Annotated in this window: 16 protein-coding genes; 9 read left to right on the top strand and 7 right to left on the bottom strand. The window is 42.3% G+C overall.

Annotation, left to right across the window (positions count from 1 at the left end; genetic code table 11):
* Window positions 1–209 precede the first annotated feature (209 nt).
* Window positions 210–1,016, top strand: a complete 807-nt coding sequence (gene xthA, locus KP803_RS06020) for an exodeoxyribonuclease III (RefSeq protein ID WP_248007942.1) — start codon at window positions 210–212, stop codon at window positions 1,014–1,016.
* A 117-nt stretch (window positions 1,017–1,133) separates the two neighbouring features.
* Here the strand turns inward: xthA and KP803_RS06015 are convergent, their stop codons facing one another.
* From KP803_RS06015 to KP803_RS06000, 4 genes are all read right to left on the bottom strand, one after another.
* Window positions 1,134–1,811: an ABC transporter permease gene (locus tag KP803_RS06015; protein ID WP_248007941.1), complete on the bottom strand. Its 678-nt coding sequence runs from the start codon at window positions 1,809–1,811 to the stop codon at window positions 1,134–1,136.
* 3 nt (window positions 1,812–1,814) lie between these two features.
* Window positions 1,815–2,555 (bottom strand): ABC transporter permease, encoded by a 741-nt coding sequence (locus KP803_RS06010; protein WP_248007940.1) that lies wholly within the window; start codon window positions 2,553–2,555, stop codon window positions 1,815–1,817.
* Between the two features lie 138 nt (window positions 2,556–2,693).
* Window positions 2,694–3,464, bottom strand: a complete 771-nt coding sequence (locus tag KP803_RS06005; protein WP_248007939.1) for an ABC transporter substrate-binding protein — start codon at window positions 3,462–3,464, stop codon at window positions 2,694–2,696.
* Window positions 3,465–3,613: 149 nt separating this feature from the next.
* On the bottom strand, window positions 3,614–4,384 hold the full coding sequence (locus tag KP803_RS06000) for an ABC transporter ATP-binding protein (RefSeq protein ID WP_248007938.1): 771 nt from the start codon (window positions 4,382–4,384) through the stop codon (window positions 3,614–3,616).
* Window positions 4,385–4,979: 595 nt separating this feature from the next.
* On the opposite strand from KP803_RS06000, the gene KP803_RS05995 reads away from it, so the two are divergent.
* The 3 genes from KP803_RS05995 (at window position 4,980) to KP803_RS05985 (ending at window position 10,271) form a co-directional block, all read left to right on the top strand.
* On the top strand, window positions 4,980–6,527 hold the full coding sequence (locus KP803_RS05995) for a DUF3360 family protein (RefSeq protein ID WP_248007937.1): 1,548 nt from the start codon (window positions 4,980–4,982) through the stop codon (window positions 6,525–6,527).
* Window positions 6,528–6,826: 299 nt separating this feature from the next.
* A complete protein-coding gene (gene pflB / locus KP803_RS05990) occupies window positions 6,827–9,103 on the top strand; it encodes a formate C-acetyltransferase (protein ID WP_248007936.1) in 2,277 nt (758 codons plus the stop codon).
* A 190-nt stretch (window positions 9,104–9,293) separates the two neighbouring features.
* Window positions 9,294–10,271, top strand: a complete 978-nt coding sequence (locus KP803_RS05985) for a lipid A deacylase LpxR family protein (protein WP_248007935.1) — start codon at window positions 9,294–9,296, stop codon at window positions 10,269–10,271.
* A 55-nt stretch (window positions 10,272–10,326) separates the two neighbouring features.
* On the opposite strand, the gene KP803_RS05980 is transcribed toward KP803_RS05985, so the two are convergent.
* The gene (locus KP803_RS05980; RefSeq protein WP_248007934.1) at window positions 10,327–12,207 is read right to left on the bottom strand and encodes a methyl-accepting chemotaxis protein; all 1,881 of its coding nucleotides are present in this window, start codon (window positions 12,205–12,207) and stop codon (window positions 10,327–10,329) included.
* A 228-nt stretch (window positions 12,208–12,435) separates the two neighbouring features.
* Here KP803_RS05980 and pflA point away from each other — a divergent pair, with 228 nt between their 5' ends.
* The 5 genes from pflA to KP803_RS05955 all read left to right on the top strand — a co-directional run bounded on the left by pflA (window position 12,436) and on the right by KP803_RS05955 (window position 18,826).
* The gene (gene pflA, locus KP803_RS05975; protein WP_248007933.1) at window positions 12,436–13,176 is read left to right on the top strand and encodes a pyruvate formate lyase 1-activating protein; all 741 of its coding nucleotides are present in this window, start codon (window positions 12,436–12,438) and stop codon (window positions 13,174–13,176) included.
* Window positions 13,177–13,231: 55 nt separating this feature from the next.
* On the top strand, window positions 13,232–13,732 hold the full coding sequence (locus tag KP803_RS05970) for a YfbU family protein (RefSeq protein ID WP_248007932.1): 501 nt from the start codon (window positions 13,232–13,234) through the stop codon (window positions 13,730–13,732).
* Between the two features lie 225 nt (window positions 13,733–13,957).
* Window positions 13,958–15,892, top strand: coding sequence for a PrkA family serine protein kinase (locus tag KP803_RS05965; protein ID WP_248007931.1), 1,935 nt, complete (start codon window positions 13,958–13,960; stop codon window positions 15,890–15,892).
* A gap of 96 nt (window positions 15,893–15,988) precedes the next feature.
* Window positions 15,989–17,260: a YeaH/YhbH family protein gene (locus KP803_RS05960; protein ID WP_248007930.1), complete on the top strand. Its 1,272-nt coding sequence runs from the start codon at window positions 15,989–15,991 to the stop codon at window positions 17,258–17,260.
* A gap of 9 nt (window positions 17,261–17,269) precedes the next feature.
* A complete protein-coding gene (locus KP803_RS05955; RefSeq protein ID WP_248007929.1) occupies window positions 17,270–18,826 on the top strand; it encodes a SpoVR family protein in 1,557 nt (518 codons plus the stop codon).
* Between the two features lie 84 nt (window positions 18,827–18,910).
* On the opposite strand, the gene kdsB is transcribed toward KP803_RS05955, so the two are convergent.
* A complete protein-coding gene (gene kdsB / locus KP803_RS05950) occupies window positions 18,911–19,663 on the bottom strand; it encodes a 3-deoxy-manno-octulosonate cytidylyltransferase (RefSeq protein WP_248007928.1) in 753 nt (250 codons plus the stop codon).
* Window positions 19,663–19,842, bottom strand: coding sequence for a Trm112 family protein (locus tag KP803_RS05945; protein ID WP_248007927.1), 180 nt, complete (start codon window positions 19,840–19,842; stop codon window positions 19,663–19,665). The genes kdsB and KP803_RS05945 overlap by 1 nt, the downstream gene beginning before the upstream one ends.

The raw sequence follows: 19,842 nt of genomic DNA, 5'->3' as shown, positions 1-19,842 counted from the left end.
TTAATTATGGGCGGTTAAAATCTTGATAGGTAGAATTAAAGCATACTGCTTCACTGGGTCAATCATAAGTTTACTTAATTGTTAATAATGTGGTCAATTACAGTAAAATGTTTTATGAATCACACCATTGCCCTCAGATTATTAGGTGTTAGAATTTAACTTCAGCCTTTTAACCTTCTCCTCTAATCTCGAAGGAACACGGAAGATTTATGAAAATCGTAAGTTTCAATATCAATGGGCTACGTGCTCGTTTACATCAACTTCAAGCTTTAATTGAAAAGCACCAACCTGACGTTATCGGCCTTCAGGAGATAAAAGTTCATAACGATGCTTTTCCTATAGAAGACGTTGAAGCAATGGGTTATCACGTTTACTTTCATGGTCAAAAAGCGCATTACGGTGTGGCTATGTTATGTAAGAAAAAGCCTTCGTCAGTACAATACGGTTTTCCTTCCGATAATGATGATCATCAAAAGCGAATGATCATGGTGACCGTTGAGAATGACAAAGGTGAAGCTGTCACGGTTCTAAATGGCTATTTCCCACAAGGCGACAACATAGCTCACGAGACCAAGTTCCCATATAAAGAACAGTTCTATAAAGACTTGATGACTTACCTAGATGAGAATCATACTAACGGTGAAAAATTGGTGGTCATGGGTGATATTAATATCAGCCCAACCGATTTAGATATCGGCATTGGTGAGCCGAACATGAAGCGCTGGTTAAAAACCGGAAAATGTTCATTCCAACCCATTGAACGTGAATGGCTAGCCACACTGCAAAATTGGGGATTAGAAGATACCTTTAGAAATCTTCACCCAGAAATGAATGACCGTTTTTCGTGGTTTGATTATCGCTCAAAAGGATTTCCTGACAATAGAGGCCTTCGCATCGATGTCATTCTTGCTACGCCTTCCCTTGCCGCTGAATGCATTGAGTCAGATGTTGATTACGAACTGCGTGGGATTGAGAAGCCGTCAGACCACGCTCCTATTTGGTCAACCTTTTCTTAGCTAGTGCCCCTTAGCTAAGCTCTCTTAATTAGCGTCGATTGATCCCATCAAAAAAGGCTTCTAAATTAGAAGCCTTTTGTATATTTATTTGGTCACCCGTGTCGAGATGAAACTCAGTTAACTTAATGGTCTTAAGTACGCTAAGAAACGTTTCTCTGCATGCTTAAAGCACCACAAAATGATAAAGGTTAACCCCATATAAAACAGCCCAGCCGCTAAGAACGATTCAAACGGAGCGTAGTAACGAGCATTGACCAAACGTGCCGCACCAGTTAAGTCCATAATGGTGACGATACCCGCAACGGCACTACCATGAAGCATAAATATCACTTCATTACTGTAAGCCGGGAGCGCTCTACGTAGCGCACTTGGTAATATAATACGACGGTAAGTTTTCGCAGGGCTCATTCCATACGCTTTTGCGGCTTCGACTTCCCCTTTAGGTAAGCCATTAATTGCACCACGGATTATCTCTGCGGTATAGGCTGACGTATTAAGTACAAATGCCACCAACGCACAGAACCAAGCATTTTCCCATAGAGTATCTTTAACAGGGAAAAACTGATCCATTCCATAATAAATTAAGTAAAGCTGTATCAGTAGCGGTGTTCCACGGAAAAAGTAAATGAATGCCCATGCAGGTGCATTCCATAGATAATTCGGGCTATTTCTAGCGATCGCTAGTGGAATGGCGACGGTAAGTCCGATTATAAGCGCACACACAACCAACCATGTTGTGGTCCATAAACCGTCAAGGTAGATAGGAAAACTATCGATTAACAAAGAGAAATCCATCAGCTACCTCGCATGAATGCTGAATTTGCGTTCAACAAGCTTAAGTAGACCTGTCGATACACTGGTAAAGAATAAGAAAATGATTGCGACCGTCATATAGAAAGTAAACGGCATTTTCGTCGACCCTGCGGCTAATGAGCTGACACGCACCATATCTTCTAAACCGATAATAGAAACCAATGCTGTCGTTTTAAGCAGCACTAACCAGTTATTACCAAAGCCTGGCAATGCATGACGAATCATTTGAGGAAGCAAAATACGGCGAAACGCAAGAACGCTACTCATACCATACGCTTTAGCGGCTTCTAACTCGCCCTTATCAACGGCCATAATTGCACCGCGGAAGGTTTCCGCCATGTAGGCACCAAAGATAAAACCAATAGTTAGTACGCCTGCAACAAATGGGCTGACATCAATATAATCAGGGAGATAAGCCGTCCACTCATGATCGGGATTGGATGAACTAAACCATTCATTAAGCCATTCATTAGCCGAATAGAGACTGTTATTCAGTAAGATCTGCCCACCAAAGAAGATAAGCATCATTAGGACGAGATCGGGAATACCACGAATGACGGTGGTATATAGCGTTGCTATAGCCCTTGCCCAGCGATATGGTGCTAACTTAGCTAACGCCCCTAACATTCCCAAAACCATTGCGAGGATCAATGACAGGATCGCAACTTCAATGGTCAAAACAGCCCCTTTTAAAATTGAGGCTTCATATCCTTGTAAATCTAACATTCGTTAGTTCCTAGTCCCTAGGTGATAGTGCGAAAGTCTGGTTATTGGGTACATCGATTACTAGGAACCAATAACCAGATATCTTTTTGCTCTTGTAGAAAGCTCTGCAATTAAATGCCAAGCTTACCTATCTAGAGCTTACTCACCGTATACATCATATTTGAAGTACTTAGCAGCGATTTCTTGATACACGCCCTTCTCACGAAGAGATAGAATAGCCGCATCTAGAGTCTTAGTTAGGTCTTTGTCTTGCTTACGAACAGCAATACCAAAGCCATCGCCGAACCACTTAGGGTCTGTTAGAGAAGGACCAACAAACTCGTAAGCTTCACCGCCAGCCTTGTTAAGTACGCCTTCTTCTAGTGCCGATGCATCACCCAGAACTGCTACAACACGGCCATTAGCTAGGTCAAGGTAAGCTTCGTCAAATGAACCGTAACGTACGATCTCGACCGAGCTACCATAGTTGTCAGTTAGGTACTTATCATGAGTAGTTGCACGTTGAACGGCAATTTTCTGACCACTTAGGTCGTCAAAGTTCAGATCTGCACCTTTCTTAGCGATAAATTTGTTAGGAATTAATGCGTATTTGCCAGTGAAATCGATGCGCTTCTTACGTTCTTCTGTAATAGACATTGCTGCAATAATTGCATCGTATTTACGTGCAAGTAGAGAAGGAATAATGCCATCCCAATCTTGCGGTACGATTTGACACTTCACTTTCATCTCTTCACAAAGTGCATTTGCCATATCGACATCAAAGCCCTTTAGAGAACCATCTGCTTCTGTCCAACTAAATGGAGGATAAGCACCTTCGATACCAAAGCGAACTGTTTTCCATTCTTTCGCTTGAGCCATACCTGTTGCAGCTGTTGCAGCAAGTGCTGCTACTAGTAACCACTTTTTCATTTCCATACTCCTGTGATTGAAATTTATTAGTAAACTTCTAATTGTTATTTAAACGATTATTAAACATCTTGTTATTAAGCTGCTCGCTACTGAACGGTTAGTAATTGAACAGCGGTGTTGTGCTTACAAATCTGCCAGATCGATATAGTCTAGTAGATAGAAGATATAAATTGTTGCAGTCGCTCTGATTCAGGATTCTTAAACAAGAATTTAGGGTCACCCTGCTCTTCAACCTTGCCTTGATGTAAAAACATCACATGGTTGGAAACATCACGAGCAAACGCCATTTCATGCGTCACGACTAACATTGTGCGCCCTTCTTCAGCGAGATCACGCATAACACCAAGAACCTCACCAACAAGTTCTGGATCGAGCGCTGATGTAGGCTCATCAAATAGCATGACTTCAGGATCGACCGCGAGAGCACGAGCAATGGCCGCTCGTTGCTGTTGACCACCAGAAAGGTGCCCTGGGTAGTAGTCTTTACGTTCGTAAAGCCCAACTTTCTTCAGCAGGACTTCGGCATTTTCTATCGCTTGAGCTTTAGGAACACCTAATACATGAACAGGCGCTTCGATAACATTTTCTAAAACCGTCATGTGTGACCAAAGATTAAACCCTTGGAAAACCATGGCTAGGCGAGAACGAATACGTTGAACTTGTTTTTCATTGACGGGTACTGCTTCACCTTGACGGTTATTCTTCATTTCGATCAACTCTCCGTTGACCCAAATATCGCCGGCAGTTGGCGTTTCAAGCAGGTTAATACATCGAAGGAATGTACTTTTTCCTGACCCAGAAGAGCCAATAATAGAAATTACATCGCCTTTATGTGCTTCTAACGAAATACCTTTAAGCACTTCATTTTGACCAAAAGTTTTGTGCAGTTCTTTTATATCTAGCGCTGGTACTTCTTTCATGCGCTTTTACTCCCTGTTATCTATGACTGCTGGGCTCCAACCCACATTGCGCTTCAAATTAGCACCCCTTAGAACCAGATGCAACAAATTATTAACCTGCATTATTGGTATATATAACTACTTTATATGAGTATAAATTCAAACATTAGCTAATAAAACTACTAAACACGCATAAAGTAAACAAATGGAATCATTATGTAAGGTTTGTAATTGTTAATGAATTTATAAAAAGTAGATATAGTTCAATTTTTCTATTATCTTATTTCATGCGCTTCAATTCCAACCAACACCTCTAATTGTAATTTAGTTTCAGTATCAATATTTTTTATGTAATTAAATTTCAATATCAATATTACTTTAGTTAACAATCTCTTCATTTACGTAGCTTTATTTCACATTGTTTTATAAAGTGATCAAGATCAATCTCGCTATATAATAAGCGCGTTAAACTCGCAAAAAATCGAAAGTGTAAATAAACACTACATGCTTTATCTTTAAGTAAAACTAAGCACAAAAATCTCGTGCCACTCCTGAGGCAAACTCGCTGCCACAGGACTCGGATTGAATAATTGACTACTTTTAATATGAGGAATCTATGTCAGACGCAGTGAATAAACCGCATTCTGATTCGGATATTGAGAACAAGAGCTACCAAGAGCTCCATCGTCCAGCATCTGAGTTTGCTAACCGTTCGGATTACCTAGATCACGAACTGCAGATCATGAAACCACGCCGTTTTGGCTTAAACTTACCCGGTCGTGATTTTCGATTTGAACTAGAAGACTTAGTACCTGCGCTTGCTGGTACCATTGGTATCATTGCAATGTATTCTGCGGTAATGATGTCTTGGGCAGACGGTCTAACAGCGGCATGGGATCACATTGATCTTGGTAAAGAGTTTGCCATTGAAGTTGCTCGTGTAGAGATGCTGATTCCGGCTCTGCTTTTCTGTGTACTCGCATCGGGTATCTTTAATCCAAGAGCTAACCTTGCCGGTAACCACGGCCCAATGATTCCTCTTATCGGTAGTATTGCACTGGCGGGTGCTCACCCTCTCGCACTAGCAATTTTACTTGGTATTTTCGGTTTGCTACTGAGCTACTTTAAAGGTGGCTCCAAGTTGGTTAACCTCACCTCCCAAGGGACAGCAGGGGGCCTCTTGATCTTCCTCGGTTTCACTGGGGTAATGAGCCAAATCGGTTCAATTCAAGCTTGGGCTACTGGACTACAGTCTTCAACCGTTGAAGCGGGTAGCCTTGGTTATATTGGCCTTGTTGTACTTGGCATCAACATCGTTGTTTATGCGTTCCTTGCAAAAATCAACAAACGTTGGTTAGCAATTCCAGTGTGTGCCTTTACCGGTCTGATTATCGCACTAGGTCTAGGTGCTGGTTTTGACTTAACGTTCGAAACGGAAATGGGGATTCCAAACCTTAACCCAGTTTACTGGTGGGGAAGCACAGAGCAAGGTTGGCAATTAGGTTTACCAAATCTTGAGCACTTTATTGCGTCACTTCCATTTGCCATTCTAGCGGTTGCTATGTGGTCGCCAGATTTCCTTGGTCACCGTATCTTCCAAGAGCTTAACTACCCACGTAAGACTGAAAAAGTTCTTATGGACGTTGATGACACGATGACAATGTGTTCTTTCCGTCAAATGGTCGGTACTGCGGTTGGTGGTGGTAACATCACATCGTCTTGGGGTACATACATGATCCCAGCCGCGATTGCGAAGCGTCCTATTCCAGCAGGTGCAATTTTATTGGGCTCTTTATGTATTATCGTTGCCATCCTAGGCTTCCCAATGGATGTTGCGGTTTGGCCACCAGTAATGCGTGTTGCTCTTTTAGTGGGTGTATTCTTACCACTACTTGAAGCGGGTATGCAGATGGTTAAAGACACGAAGGATTCACAAGCTGCAGGTATCTGTATCTTCGGTTCTGCTGTTGTTAACCCAGTACTAGCATGGGCTCTTACTATGCTACTTGATAATAATGGCCTAATTGGTGATAAAGAACGTGCTTCTAAGCTATCCTTTGTTGATAAGGTCGTTATCCCAGCAGGTGTTCTGGTTATCTGTTTAATCGCAATGCTTGCAGTAGGTATGCTAGAGAGTCAATACGGCTTACAAGCTTGGCTATAGATTAAAAAATAGTTAGGGTGGTGACTGTCACCACCCTTTTTTTTCAACTTTTTTTGACTTTTATTGATTTAGTTTAAGGTTTACAAAAAAATTTTAGTGTATATTACCTCTTAATGGTTAGGGGTTTTTCTAATCTAGAGCATAATTAATATGCAAATGACAATATGTATAGTTTTCGAGATGCTATTTTCTATTACTATAGATATTGTTATTAATGTGAGTACTGTTCTTTCTCGAAGGATAGCTGTGTACACAGCGAAAACAGTACGTGTTTTTACTACTAAAAAGGTAGGTATGTCATGGCAGAGCAATTTGCTAAAGCTTGGGAAGGTTTTGCTGCAGGTGAGTGGCAAAGCGAAGTAAACGTTCGTGATTTTATTCAAAAGAACTACACGCCGTATGAAGGCGACGAATCTTTCCTAGTTTCTGAGGGTACTGAAGCAACTAACGTGCTTTGGGACAAAGTAATGGAAGGTATCAAACAGGAAAACGCGACTAAAGCACCTGTTGATTTCGATACGTCTGTTATCTCTACCATCACTGCTCACGATGCAGGTTACATCAACAAAGATCTTGAGACTATCGTTGGTCTACAAACCGAGAAGCCTCTAAAACGTGCAATCATCCCTAACGGTGGTGTGCGTATGGTTGAAGGTTCTTGTAAAGCTTACGGCGAAACTCTTGACCCAATGGTTTCAAAGATTTACTCAGAATACCGCAAAACACACAACGCGGGTGTTTTCGATATCTACACGCCAGACATTCTAAAATGTCGTAAATCAGGTGTTCTAACGGGTCTTCCTGATGCATACGGCCGTGGTCGTATCATTGGTGATTACCGTCGTGTAGCACTATACGGCGTAGACTTCCTAATGAAAGACAAGCAAGCTCAGTTTGCTTCTCTTCAAGATCGTTTCGAAAATGGCGAAGATCTTTCTGCGACAATGCAACTTCGTGAAGAAATCTCAGAGCAACACCGCGCGCTAGGCCAAATGAAAGTGATGGCTGAAAAATACGGTTACGATATCTCAGGCCCAGCAACGACAGCTCAAGAAGCTATCCAGTGGACTTACTTCGGCTACCTAGCGGCTGTTAAGTCTCAAAACGGTGCTGCAATGTCTCTAGGTCGTACTTCGACTTTCCTAGACGTATTCATCGAGCGTGATATTGCTGCTGGAAACATCACTGAAGTTCAAGCTCAAGAAATGATCGACCACTTCGTAATGAAGCTACGTATGGTTCGTTTCCTACGTACTCCAGAATACGATGAGTTATTCTCTGGTGACCCAATTTGGGCAACAGAATCAATGGGTGGTATGGGTGTTGACGGTCGTACTCTAGTTACGCGTTCAAACTTCCGTTTCCTAAACAGCCTATACACTATGGGTCCTTCTCCAGAGCCAAACATAACTGTTCTTTGGTCTGAGCAACTGCCTGACGGCTTCAAACGTTTCTGTGCGAAGGTATCTATCGATACATCTTCTATCCAGTACGAAAATGATGACCTAATGCGTCCTGACCTTGATTCTGACGACTACGCAATCGCTTGTTGTGTATCTCCAATGATCGTTGGTAAGCAAATGCAGTTCTTCGGCGCTCGTGCAAACCTTGCTAAAACGATGCTTTACGCAATCAACGGTGGCGTTGATGAGAAGCTGAAGATGCAAGTTGGCCCAGTTGGCGACAAGATCACTGATGAAGTACTTAACTACGATGACGTAATGGGTCGCCTAGACACATTTATGGATTGGCTAGCTAAGCAATACGTGACTGCTCTAAACAGCATCCACTTCATGCACGACAAATACAGCTACGAAGCGTCTCTAATGGCCCTTCATGACCGTGACGTTCGTCGTACAATGGCATGTGGTATCGCAGGTCTTTCTGTTGCCGCTGACTCACTGTCTGCTATCAAGTACGCAACAGTTAAACCAGTTCGTGACGAAGACGGCATCGCAACTGATTTTGAAATCGAAGGCGATTACCCTAAATTTGGTAACAACGACGCACGCGTTGATGACATCGCATGTGAACTTGTTTCTACGTTCATGAACAAGATCCGTAAGCTTAAGACTTACCGTGATTCAGTTCCTACACAGTCAGTTCTTACTATTACATCTAACGTTGTATACGGTAAGAAAACGGGTAACACACCTGACGGTCGTCGCGCTGGTGCTCCTTTCGCTCCTGGTGCTAACCCAATGCACGGTCGTGATGAAAAAGGCGCTGTAGCTTCATTGACTTCTGTAGGTAAACTACCGTTTGCTGATGCTCAAGATGGTATCTCTTACACGTTCTCTATCGTGCCAAACGCACTAGGTAAAGAAGAAGATAGCCAACGTGCTAACCTTGCTGGTCTAATGGATGGTTACTTCCACCACGAAACTGGCGTTGAAGGTGGTCAACACCTTAACGTGAACGTTCTTAACCGCGGCACGCTAGAAGACGCAGTTAAGCACCCTGAGAAATACCCTCAGCTAACGATTCGTGTATCAGGTTACGCTGTTCGCTTTAACTCTCTGACTTCAGAGCAACAAGCTGACGTAATCGCACGTACTTTCACTGACTCTCTATAATTTAAAGAACGTCAATGATTGATAAAGCCTCGCTTCTGCGGGGCTTTTTGTTATCTGAATAAAAGATAACCAACTTGAAGCCTTGGTAATTTGAGGATCTGCACAGTTTTAGTTTTCAGTATTTTTCTCGCTCACTCTGGCCTATTTTTTGCTGTACTATCAAGAGTCAATCATTACTTGTAGTACTCGAATGAAATCACGCTTTCTCCTTGCTTTGATCATAGCCTCTTCAGGAGCAGTCGCTTCTGAACGTTCAACTGTCACGTTTTCATTAGATAACGATGGTATTTTTGGGGTTGACGAAGATTATACTAACGGCCTTTTTCTTTCATATACATCCGGTGCAATTAACACACCCTGGATACTAACACCGCTAAGCTTGTCCGCATGGGGAGCTACCTCACTCGACAAATTTGAATTTACTCTCGGCCATAAGATGTGGACGCCTTCTGATATTGAAGATGCTCAGCCCATTGCTAATGATCGACCATACGCCGGTTACTTCCATGGCGAGTTCAATTTCATCAGTCTCCACCCACAACAAGCACAACGTTTTAATCTGACTATCGGAACGGTTGGGGAAAACTCATTTGCGAGTCAAGCACAAAAACTAGTTCACAGTATTACGGGATCGGATGACCCTAATGGCTGGGAATATCAAGTTGATGAAGGAATGGTGGGTAGTGTCGGATATTTGTCACACTTCAACCTCGGAAGACACAACTCTTTTGGAAATACCGAGTTAGAGTTTTCAAATATCAGTGAAGGTAATATTGGCGGGTTTAGAAGTGACCTCTCAACGGGACTAATGCTTCGTTGGGGTACCGATCTCGGTGGCAATATGGGCGCTGCAAACATATCAACGGAAAACCCAGTGAAACCTGGAATGATAGGCGCTTCAAACTCTGCTTGGTTCGTCTTTACGGGTATCGAAGGACGCTATCGATTCAACGACATCACCATCGAGGGGGATAGACCTAATATTGAAAATCAAGAACAGTACCCTGCCACACTTGAAAACTGGCAGTCTAGCGCAGTCTTTGGCGCTGTTTGGTATAACCAATACCTAGGTGCAAGTTTAACCTTCACTGCCAAAACACCTGATTATAAAGAGTCACCAAGCTCCGTTTACGGAACTGGTGGCCTGACTCTATTTACGTTCTTCTAAATAAAACACTTCAATTCGAATAGGCAAATAACTCTTGTTCTTTGCCTTCTTCAACTTAAATATTAAAGCGATCGCAGTCTGAATTCAGGCTGTTTGAGCGCTGTTCAACCAACTGGCTAGTTTGACGAAGCTGTTCATTGTTGTGCTCTAATTCTTTCATCGCCGACGAAATTTCTATCATATTGTTCGCCATCGACTGGCTCGTCGTGGCAAGTTCTCTAATAGAGGCAAAGATCACTTCTGTTTGATGCGCGGCATCATCGGCTTTTTCGGTAATTTGACTAAGCGCCTCCATTGCCTCGTGCCCTTTATCCTGCCCCGCATGTATCGACGATTCAGATTGACCAATATACTGTATCACCTCCGCGCTCTCTTTTTTCATCGTCTCGATCGTTCCGGAAATCTCGCCAACAGCATCAACCGTTCTTACCGCCAGATTCCGTACTTCATCTGCCACGACGGCAAAACCACGCCCCTGTTCCCCGGCTCTAGCCGCCTCTATTGCTGCGTTCAATGCGAGCAAATTGGTTTGTTCCGCTATTCCGTTAATGATTTCCATAACCGAATCCACCTTAGAAGACGCAGCTTCTAGCTGTTGAATGTGTCCAGCGGCTGATTGCAAGATGCCATTCACATCTTCAAGAGAATCAATGGCAGCTTTGATGACCGTGGATCCCTCTTCAGCGGCTAAGGTGGATGACTTACTAATATCCGCAACAAATTCTAACGAGTTAGACACTTCTTGTGTGGTGACGCTCACCTCTTCCGTAGCGGAAGCTAGTAGCTCCGTTTGTCCTAATACTTTTGATTGATTATGAACCAAAGAGTCAATACCAGAGTTAAGTTCAGCGGCATTTTCTGATAACGCGTTACTGCTCTGCTGAACTCCTTGAACGAGCTCGCCGAGATTTTCACAGCTTTGGTTAATGGTCATCGCGAGCTGGTTAAACTCATCATTGGCATTGCCACCAACGACCATTCGCTGAGCCAAATCACCTTTAGCAACCTCTGACAATATCAGGCCTGTCTGCTTCACCGAGCGAGTTAACGTGGTACTGATTGTTATAAAAATAGCGATAGTAAAGATAGCGAGAAGCGCACATGCAATAAGTACTGACCACTGAGTCTGACTTGCGCTGCGCTGCGCATTCCCCTCATATTCAGTCGTTATACCAGCAAGTACGCCAGTAACATCTTTAATGACACTGGTTGTTCGAGATTCACTTTGGAAAAGGCTTTGCTCAATAGAACCCAATTGTTGTGATAGCTCTGCGACTCGCATAAACGTCGCTTTCATCACCTCAATTTCCTTTTCGTACAAATCTAACATAGCGTATGTATTGGACATGTTTACAAAGCCAGCCATAGCGCGATTAAACAATTTAAGGTTTTTCTCATTAGGCTGAAGGAGGTAATTTTGTTGCGCCTTTATCATTGCTTGAAAATCTGAATTGAGGGTCACCATCCCCGTCTCTTCAATCTTCATTTCGATTGTTGCTGCCAGTGATTTGAGTTGCCCTAGCTTCCCTTCATCAACATTAAAACCAAGTTCTGCTTTTACTTCTAACCAAGGTACTAAAGTTTGATAAAATTGCTCGACACTTGCGGTAAGAGTATCCGCCTCCAAAGAGAGATCTAGCTCTTTTAAAAAACGAGAATCGCTCGCCACCAAGCGTTTAATTTCGTCAATCTTATTTTTTACTCTGTCTACTTCGTTTGAAGTCAACGAGTCAAGATCGGCCGCCAAGGCGAGTAATTCACTTTGTGTTTTGTGAATGGAGATAGACCCCGCAGCAACATCACCACTACTTTGATATTGCGAGCTCATTATTGACAAACGATTTGATGTAAATAGCCCTAGGCAAATAAACCCTATGGACAAAACGACTAAAAATAATGTGATTTTTTGCCGTTGAGATAACGCTAAAACTTCCATGACATTCCCTTATTTATCATTTTGATAAATGGATTAAGCGAAAAAAGTAGGCAACTGCGTTCTTATTTATAGTTTTATTAATTATAACAACTTTATAACATACCGCCTTCATAATGCGATATTTTTTTTTCTTGGTTTTTTAAAGGTATAGTTACTGTCACAAGTCCTGTTTATACGTCTCTATTTGTAATAAAATAATGAGTAATCAATCCTTTTCGAGATGAGTTTATGTCAACAACTGGTCGCATTCATTCCTTTGAGTCTTGTGGTACTGTCGATGGCCCAGGCATTCGTTTTATTGTCTTTATGCAAGGGTGCTTAATGCGTTGTAAGTATTGCCATAACCGCGATACATGGGACACGCAAGGCGGAAAAGAAGTTACCGTCGAAGAGATCATAAATGACGCGAAATCCTATCGTCATTTTATGAAAGCCTCTGGTGGAGGAATTACCTGCTCTGGTGGAGAAGCCATGCTTCAACCTGAATTTGTTCGTGATTTTTTCCGCGCGGCTAAAGCAGAAGGTATTCATACTTGCCTAGATACTAATGGTCATGTTCGCAAACACACTGAAGTCATCGACGAAGTTTTAGAGTCTACCGACCTCGTAATGCTTGACCTAAAGCATATGAAAGATGAAATACACCATGATTTTATTGGAGTATCGAACAAACGAACGTTAGATTTTGCTCGATATCTACATACCATTGGTCAAAAAACATGGATCCGTTATGTCGTTGTCCCAGGGTACACCGATGATGAAGAAGCGGTTCATATGCTAGGTGAGTTCATTAAGGATATGGATAATATCGAACAAGTCGAGCTACTTCCGTACCACAAATTAGGTGCTCACAAATGGGAAGCTCTCGGGTTTGAATATGAACTGGAAGGTGTAAACCCGCCATCAAAAGAATCAATGGATTCTATTAAGTCAATTTTGAGTCAGTACAATTCAAATGTAAAGTACTGATACTTAATGATATTATCCTGATTAATTAAACAGTAAAAAACAATAGAGAATTATTATGGAAATGACAAATGCTCAACGTTTGATCCTTTCAAACCAATACTACTTAATGTCACAAATGGACCCTGAGAACAGCGCGAAATATCAGCGTTTTCAAACCATCGTTGAGCGCGGTTATGCGCTACAAATGCAAGAGCTAAATAAAGATTTTGGTTGTATTGAAGAAGCGGAATGTCGTCAGATTGTCGATATTCTGGAAATGTATCACGCGATGCAAGAATCAAACAAAATGCTTAAAGATGATGAGCAAAAAGAGGTTGATCAACGACGTCTTCAATTCTTGGGCTTTGATATTGCAAGTGAGTCTCAGTTAGTAAACTACGTGCGCTTTCTTATCGATTCTGAAGGGTTATACCCTCAATTTGAAAAAGGCGATCACCACTTCAATAGCCAAATGCCAATGCTTGATAAGTATCGTCGCATGCTTGTGACATGGCGTTCTTGTCCACGTCAATACCACCTATGTGCAACAGAGCTTCAACAAATATTCAATGCATAAGATGTAAAATATCAACAAGGGTTAGCGATTAAGCTAACCCTTTTTTTTTGCCTAAATCCCACCTAAGCATCTCATAGAAAAAAACTTTCTCCACATCACCCTTTTGTAATTAAACACATAATTGTTAAGCACAATTGCGAAATTCTACTAATCTTAATTATGAAAGGATTTGTATTTTCCATGCGGGTTGTTTGACAGTTTGATCGGTTCAGAGGGGATTTCAAGATGAGTATTTTCGACCACTTCCAAGCACGCTATGAGGCAGCCAAAGATGAAGAGTTGTCACTTCAAGAGTTTCTGTCACTTTGTAAGGATGACAAAAGTGCCTATGCCAATGCAGCTGAACGTCTGTTGCTTGCCATTGGTGAGCCAGAAGTTATTGACACGGCTTTAGATCCCACACTTAGTAGAATTTTCTCAAATCGTGTTATCTCTAGGTATAAAACATTTGAAGATTTTTATGGCATGGAGGACGCGATTGAACAAATCGTCTCCTATCTAAAACATGCCGCACAAGGCCTTGAGGAACGTAAGCAGATTCTCTATCTATTAGGCCCTGTTGGCGGTGGTAAATCGTCACTGGCGGAGAAACTCAAAGCACTAATGCAGCAAATGCCTATCTATGTGTTGTCTGCAAACGGCGAACGTAGTCCAGTTAATGATCACCCATTCTGCCTGTTTGATGTGAATGAAGATGGCGACGTATTAAAACAAGATTATGGCATTGAGAAGCGTTACCTGCGCTCCATTATGTCTCCTTGGGCAGCAAAGCGTCTAAATGAATTCGGTGGGGACTTGTCTAAGTTTAAAGTCGTCAAGCTTCGTCCTTCGATCCTAGAACAGATAGCTATCGCGAAGACAGAACCTGGTGATGAAAACAACCAAGATATCTCATCACTCGTCGGTAAAGTGGATATTCGACAACTCGAGCACTTCTCTCAAGATGACCCTGATGCTTATAGTTACTCAGGTTCATTGTGTAAGGCAAACCAAGGGTTAATGGAGTTTGTCGAAATGTTTAAAGCTCCAATAAAAGTACTACACCCTCTTTTAACCGCAACACAAGAAGGGAACTTCAACGGTACTGAAGGGCTTTCAGCATTGCCATTCGATGGCATGATCCTCGCTCACTCTAACGAATCCGAGTGGCAGACGTTTAGAAACAACAAAAACAATGAAGCTTTCTTAGATCGTGTTTATATCGTCAAAGTTCCATACTGTTTGCGTGTTTCTGAAGAAGTTAAAATTTATCAAAAACTTCTCGAGCACTCCGAACTGTCAAAAGCACCATGTTCTCCAAGCACGCTGAGCTTGCTGGCTCAATTTAGTATATTGTCCCGCCTAAAAGACCCAGAAAACTCCTCTTTGTTCTCGAAAATGCGCGTCTATGATGGTGAAACCCTCAAAGATACCGATCCGAAAGCGAAGAGCTACCAGGAATACCGTGACTATGCTGGCGTCGATGAAGGCATGTCAGGACTTTCTACTCGTTTTGCCTTCAAGATCTTATCTCGCGTATTTAACTTTGACCAAACAGAAGTCGCGGCAAACCCAGTTCACTTATTCTATGTCATTGAGCAGCAAGTTGAGAGAGAGCAGTTCCCACAAGAGCAGGCTGAAAAGTACCTTGAGTATCTAAAAGGTTACCTCGTCCCTAGATACGTAGAGTTTATCGGTAAAGAGATACAAACCGCTTACTTAGAGTCCTATTCAGAGTACGGACAAAACATCTTTGACCGATACGTTACTTACGCTGATTTTTGGATTCAAGACCAAGAGTATCGAGATCCTGAAACCGGGCAACTGTTCGACCGAGGTTCTCTAAACAGTGAACTTGAGAAAATTGAAAAAACGGCTGGGATTAGTAATCCTAAAGATTTCCGAAACGAGATAGTCAACTTCGTTTTACGTGCTAAAGCACATAACAATGGTAAAAATCCCGTTTGGACGAGCTACGAGAAACTACGTACCGTGATTGAGAAGAAAATGTTCTCTAACACAGAGGAGCTACTACCGGTTATCTCCTTCAACGCGAAAACCTCTTCTGAAGATCAGAAAAAACACGATGATTTCGTCGCTCGTATGATGGAGAAAGGGTATACCGAGAAACAAGTAAGATTGCTATCTGAGTGGTATTTACGTGTTCGTAAATCTTCTTAACCGCAAGCAACGCTAAACCCGTAGGCCTTAGTCACCACAGCAACATCGCTAGGTGACTAAAGGCTAAGTGGTGTGATGTTTAAAGAGGAATTGCTTATGGCACAATTTATCGACAGAAGGCTAAATGGCAAAAATAAAAGCGCTGTTAATCGTCAGCGATTTTTGCGACGCCACAAGGAACAGATAAAAGAGTCGGTAGCGGATGCTGTAAACCGTCGATCGATTACTAATACTGACTCAGGCGAAGATGTTTCGATTCCCCACCGTGATATTAAAGAACCAAGTTTTCATCAAGGTAAAGGCGGAAAACGCGAACGCGTACATCCTGGTAACGATCAGTTCATAAAAGGCGACAAAATAGAGCGGCCTAAAGGCGGAGGGCAAGGAAAGGGGGCAGGAGAAGGTGACGCGAGTAAAGATGGCGAAGGCGAAGACGAATTTGTATTTCAGATTTCTAAAGATGAATATTTAGACCTTCTTTTTGAAGATCTTGAACTGCCAAACCTTGAAAAGAATCAAGTTAACAAAGTAACAGAGTGGAAGTCTCATCGTGCCGGCTTCCAAACGGCCGGAATTCCCTCAAATATCGCAATCGTTCGCTCTTTACAACAATCCCTAGCGCGTCGAACTGCAATGACGGCAGGTAAGAAGCGCTTACTTGCCGAGTTAGAACAAGAACTAGAGCTGATTCAAAATACCGAACCGGCTCAATTATTGGAAGAGAAACGAGTCAAACAAGAGATCGAAGAGTTACGCAACAAACTCAAGTCCGTGCCATTTATCGATACCTTCGACTTACGATTTAAGAACTATGAAAGGCGCCCTATTCCCTCCAGCCAAGCCGTCATGTTTTGTCTTATGGACGTCTCCGGCTCTATGGATCAAGCGACTAAAGACATAGCAAAACGCTTTTATGTATTGCTTTACCTGTTTTTAAATAGAACTTATGAAAATGTCGATGTTGTCTTTATTCGTCATCATACCCAAGCAAAAGAAGTTGATGAACACGAGTTTTTCTACTCCCAAGAAACAGGCGGAACCATTGTTTCTAGTGCTTTAAAACTAATGAATGAAATTGTCGCCGACCGCTATCCGTCAGGAGAGTGGAATATCTATGCAGCTCAAGCATCAGACGGGGATAACTGGGCTGATGACTCTCCTCGCTGTAAGGAGCTATTGGTCAATAAACTACTGCCCACTTGTCAGTACTACTCATATATTGAGATCACACGTCGTTCTCATCAAACCTTATGGCATGAATATGAAAAGCTAGAGCAGCAGTTTAGTAATTTTGCTATGAAGAACATCCGTACTGTTGATGACATTTTCCCGGTATTTAGGGAATTATTCCAGAAAGAGTCGGCTTAGGGAGTGTCTATGACTACTAAATCAAAAAGCACCAAGAAAAAAGCGAGCAAGTCTAAAAGTAAGATGCTTCCAGATGGTCCGGATTGGACATTCAACCTATTAGAGCAGTATCACGTCGAAATAAAACGGGTCGCTCAACACTATCGACTCGACACCTATCCAAATCAAATTGAAGTCATTACTTCAGAACAAATGATGGATGCCTATTCAAGCATCGGTATGCCCATCAACTATAACCACTGGTCATTTGGCAAGAAATTCATTCAAACCGAACAGGGCTATAAACACGGCCAAATGGGCTTAGCCTACGAGATAGTCATTAACTCTGATCCATGTATCGCGTATTTAATGGAAGAGAACACTGTTACGATGCAAGCCTTGGTCATGGCACACGCTTGCTATGGTCATAACTCATTCTTTAAAGGAAATTATCTGTTCCAGACTTGGACTGATGCTAGCTCTATCATCGATTACCTACTTTTTGCGAAGAACTACATTACTGAGTGTGAAGAGAAGTATGGTGTTTCAGAAGTAGAAGAACTCGTCGACTCTTGCCATGCACTAATGAATTATGGGGTCGACCGTTACAAGCGTCCTGAGAAAATATCCATTGCTGAGGAAACCGCGCGTCAGCAAGAGCGTGAGTCTTACCTTCAATCTCAAGTTAACGAGCTTTGGCGTACGGTACCTAAAGCAAAGACGAAAGATGAAGATCTAAAGGTTCGTTTCCCAACAGAGCCTCAAGAAAACATTCTTTACTTTATTGAAAAACATGCTCCTTTATTAGAGCCTTGGCAACGAGAAATCGTTCGAATTGTTAGGAAGATAAGTCAGTATTTCTACCCTCAAAAACAGACTCAAGTGATGAACGAAGGTTGGGCAACGTTCTGGCATTACACCATTTTGAACCACCTTTACGATGAAGAATTAGTATCCGACAAGTTCATTCTAGAGTTTTTGCATAGTCATACCAGCGTTGTGGCGCAACCCGCATACAATAGCCCTCACTTTAGCGGTATCAACCCCTATGCGCTGGGCTTTGCCATGTTCCAAGACATTAAGCGTATCTGTGAAGAGCCTACTGATGAAGACAAGGAGTGGTTCCCAGATCTAGCAGGTAGCGACTGGTTAGATTCACTTCACTTCGCTATGCATAATTTTAAAGATGAGAGCTTTATCAGTCAGTATCTGTCACCGAAATTGATGCGAGACTTTAAGCTTTTCGCCATCAACGACGATGATCGTAAGAACTATATTGAAGTCAGTGCAATCCACAATGACTCAGGGTATCGAGAAATCAGAGAGAAGTTAGCAGCCCAATATAACCTCAGTAATCTCGAACCGAATATTCAAGTCTTTAATGTTGATGTACGGGGTGATCGATCATTGACCCTACAATATGTACCTCAAGATAGAGTTCCATTGGACGACAACTATGATGAAGTTCTCAAACATCTTTATCGAATTTGGGGGTTTGACGTAATACTTGAAGAGGTCAAGGAGACAGGACGAAGAGAGATACTAGCGACCTGCCCTCAAAGAAATGACTATGATGCTAAGATCTAATTCACTCACGTAACCTTGTGTAGATAAAAAAGAAAGGAGCGATATTCGCTCCTTTCTTTTTTTATAACTTATTTAGAGGTCGTACTATCGACTCGCTATAATGCGTCTAACGGTTTCAAGATCTTCAGGTGTATCCACACCAGCCGCTGGCGCTTCTTCCGCTATTTCAACATGAATTTTCTCACCATGCCAAAGCACACGAAGCTGCTCTAGACACTCGATTTTTTCGAGTACTGTAGGCTGCCAATTGATGTAGGTATTAATAAACCCTGCACGATAAGCGTATATGCCAATATGACGTAAAAGCGGTTGCTCGATAGAAGGTGAGTCTTTAGCAAAAGCATCACGATCCCAAGGTATTGACGCTCGGCTAAAGTAAAGGGCATAGCCTTCTTTATCCGTTACCACCTTAACCGCGTTTGGATTGAAGACTTCACTCTCGTCACAAATCTCAACAGCCAATGTCGCCATAGGAGCAACGCTATTGGCTAAGTTATTCGCAACCTGCTTAATAATAGAAGGGGGTATTAGCGGTTCATCACCTTGAACATTCACAACAATATGATCATCTGGAATGTTCATGACCTTTACCACTTCAGCAAGACGTTCAGTACCTGAGTCATGATCTGGAGATGTCATACACACTTCTCCGCCAAATGAGGTCACTGCAGCCGCTACACGGTCATCGTCCGTTGCAATAATGACTTGGTCCGCACCAGCTTGAATAGCCTGCTCATGCACCCACTGAATCATTGGTTTTCCTTCGATATCAGCCAAAGGCTTACCCGGTAAACGAGTTGATTGAAAACGAGCAGGAATAACAACCGTAAAAGACATTAACGACCCTCTTCAGAAGAGATAGTACGAGCCTCTGGCTCAATAAGCACAGGAATACCCTCTTTTACCGGGTAAGCTAACCTATCCACTTTACAAATAAGTTCTTGATTCTCTTTATCAAACGTTAATTTACCCTTACACACTGGGCACGCGACAATCTCAAAAAGACGATGATCCAT

This window comes from Vibrio amylolyticus (genome assembly GCF_023145695.1).
Lineage (GTDB): Bacteria > Pseudomonadota > Gammaproteobacteria > Enterobacterales > Vibrionaceae > Vibrio > Vibrio amylolyticus.
The sequence above is the reverse complement of the archived record's forward strand: the minus strand, read 5'-3'. Positions and strand labels throughout refer to the sequence as shown.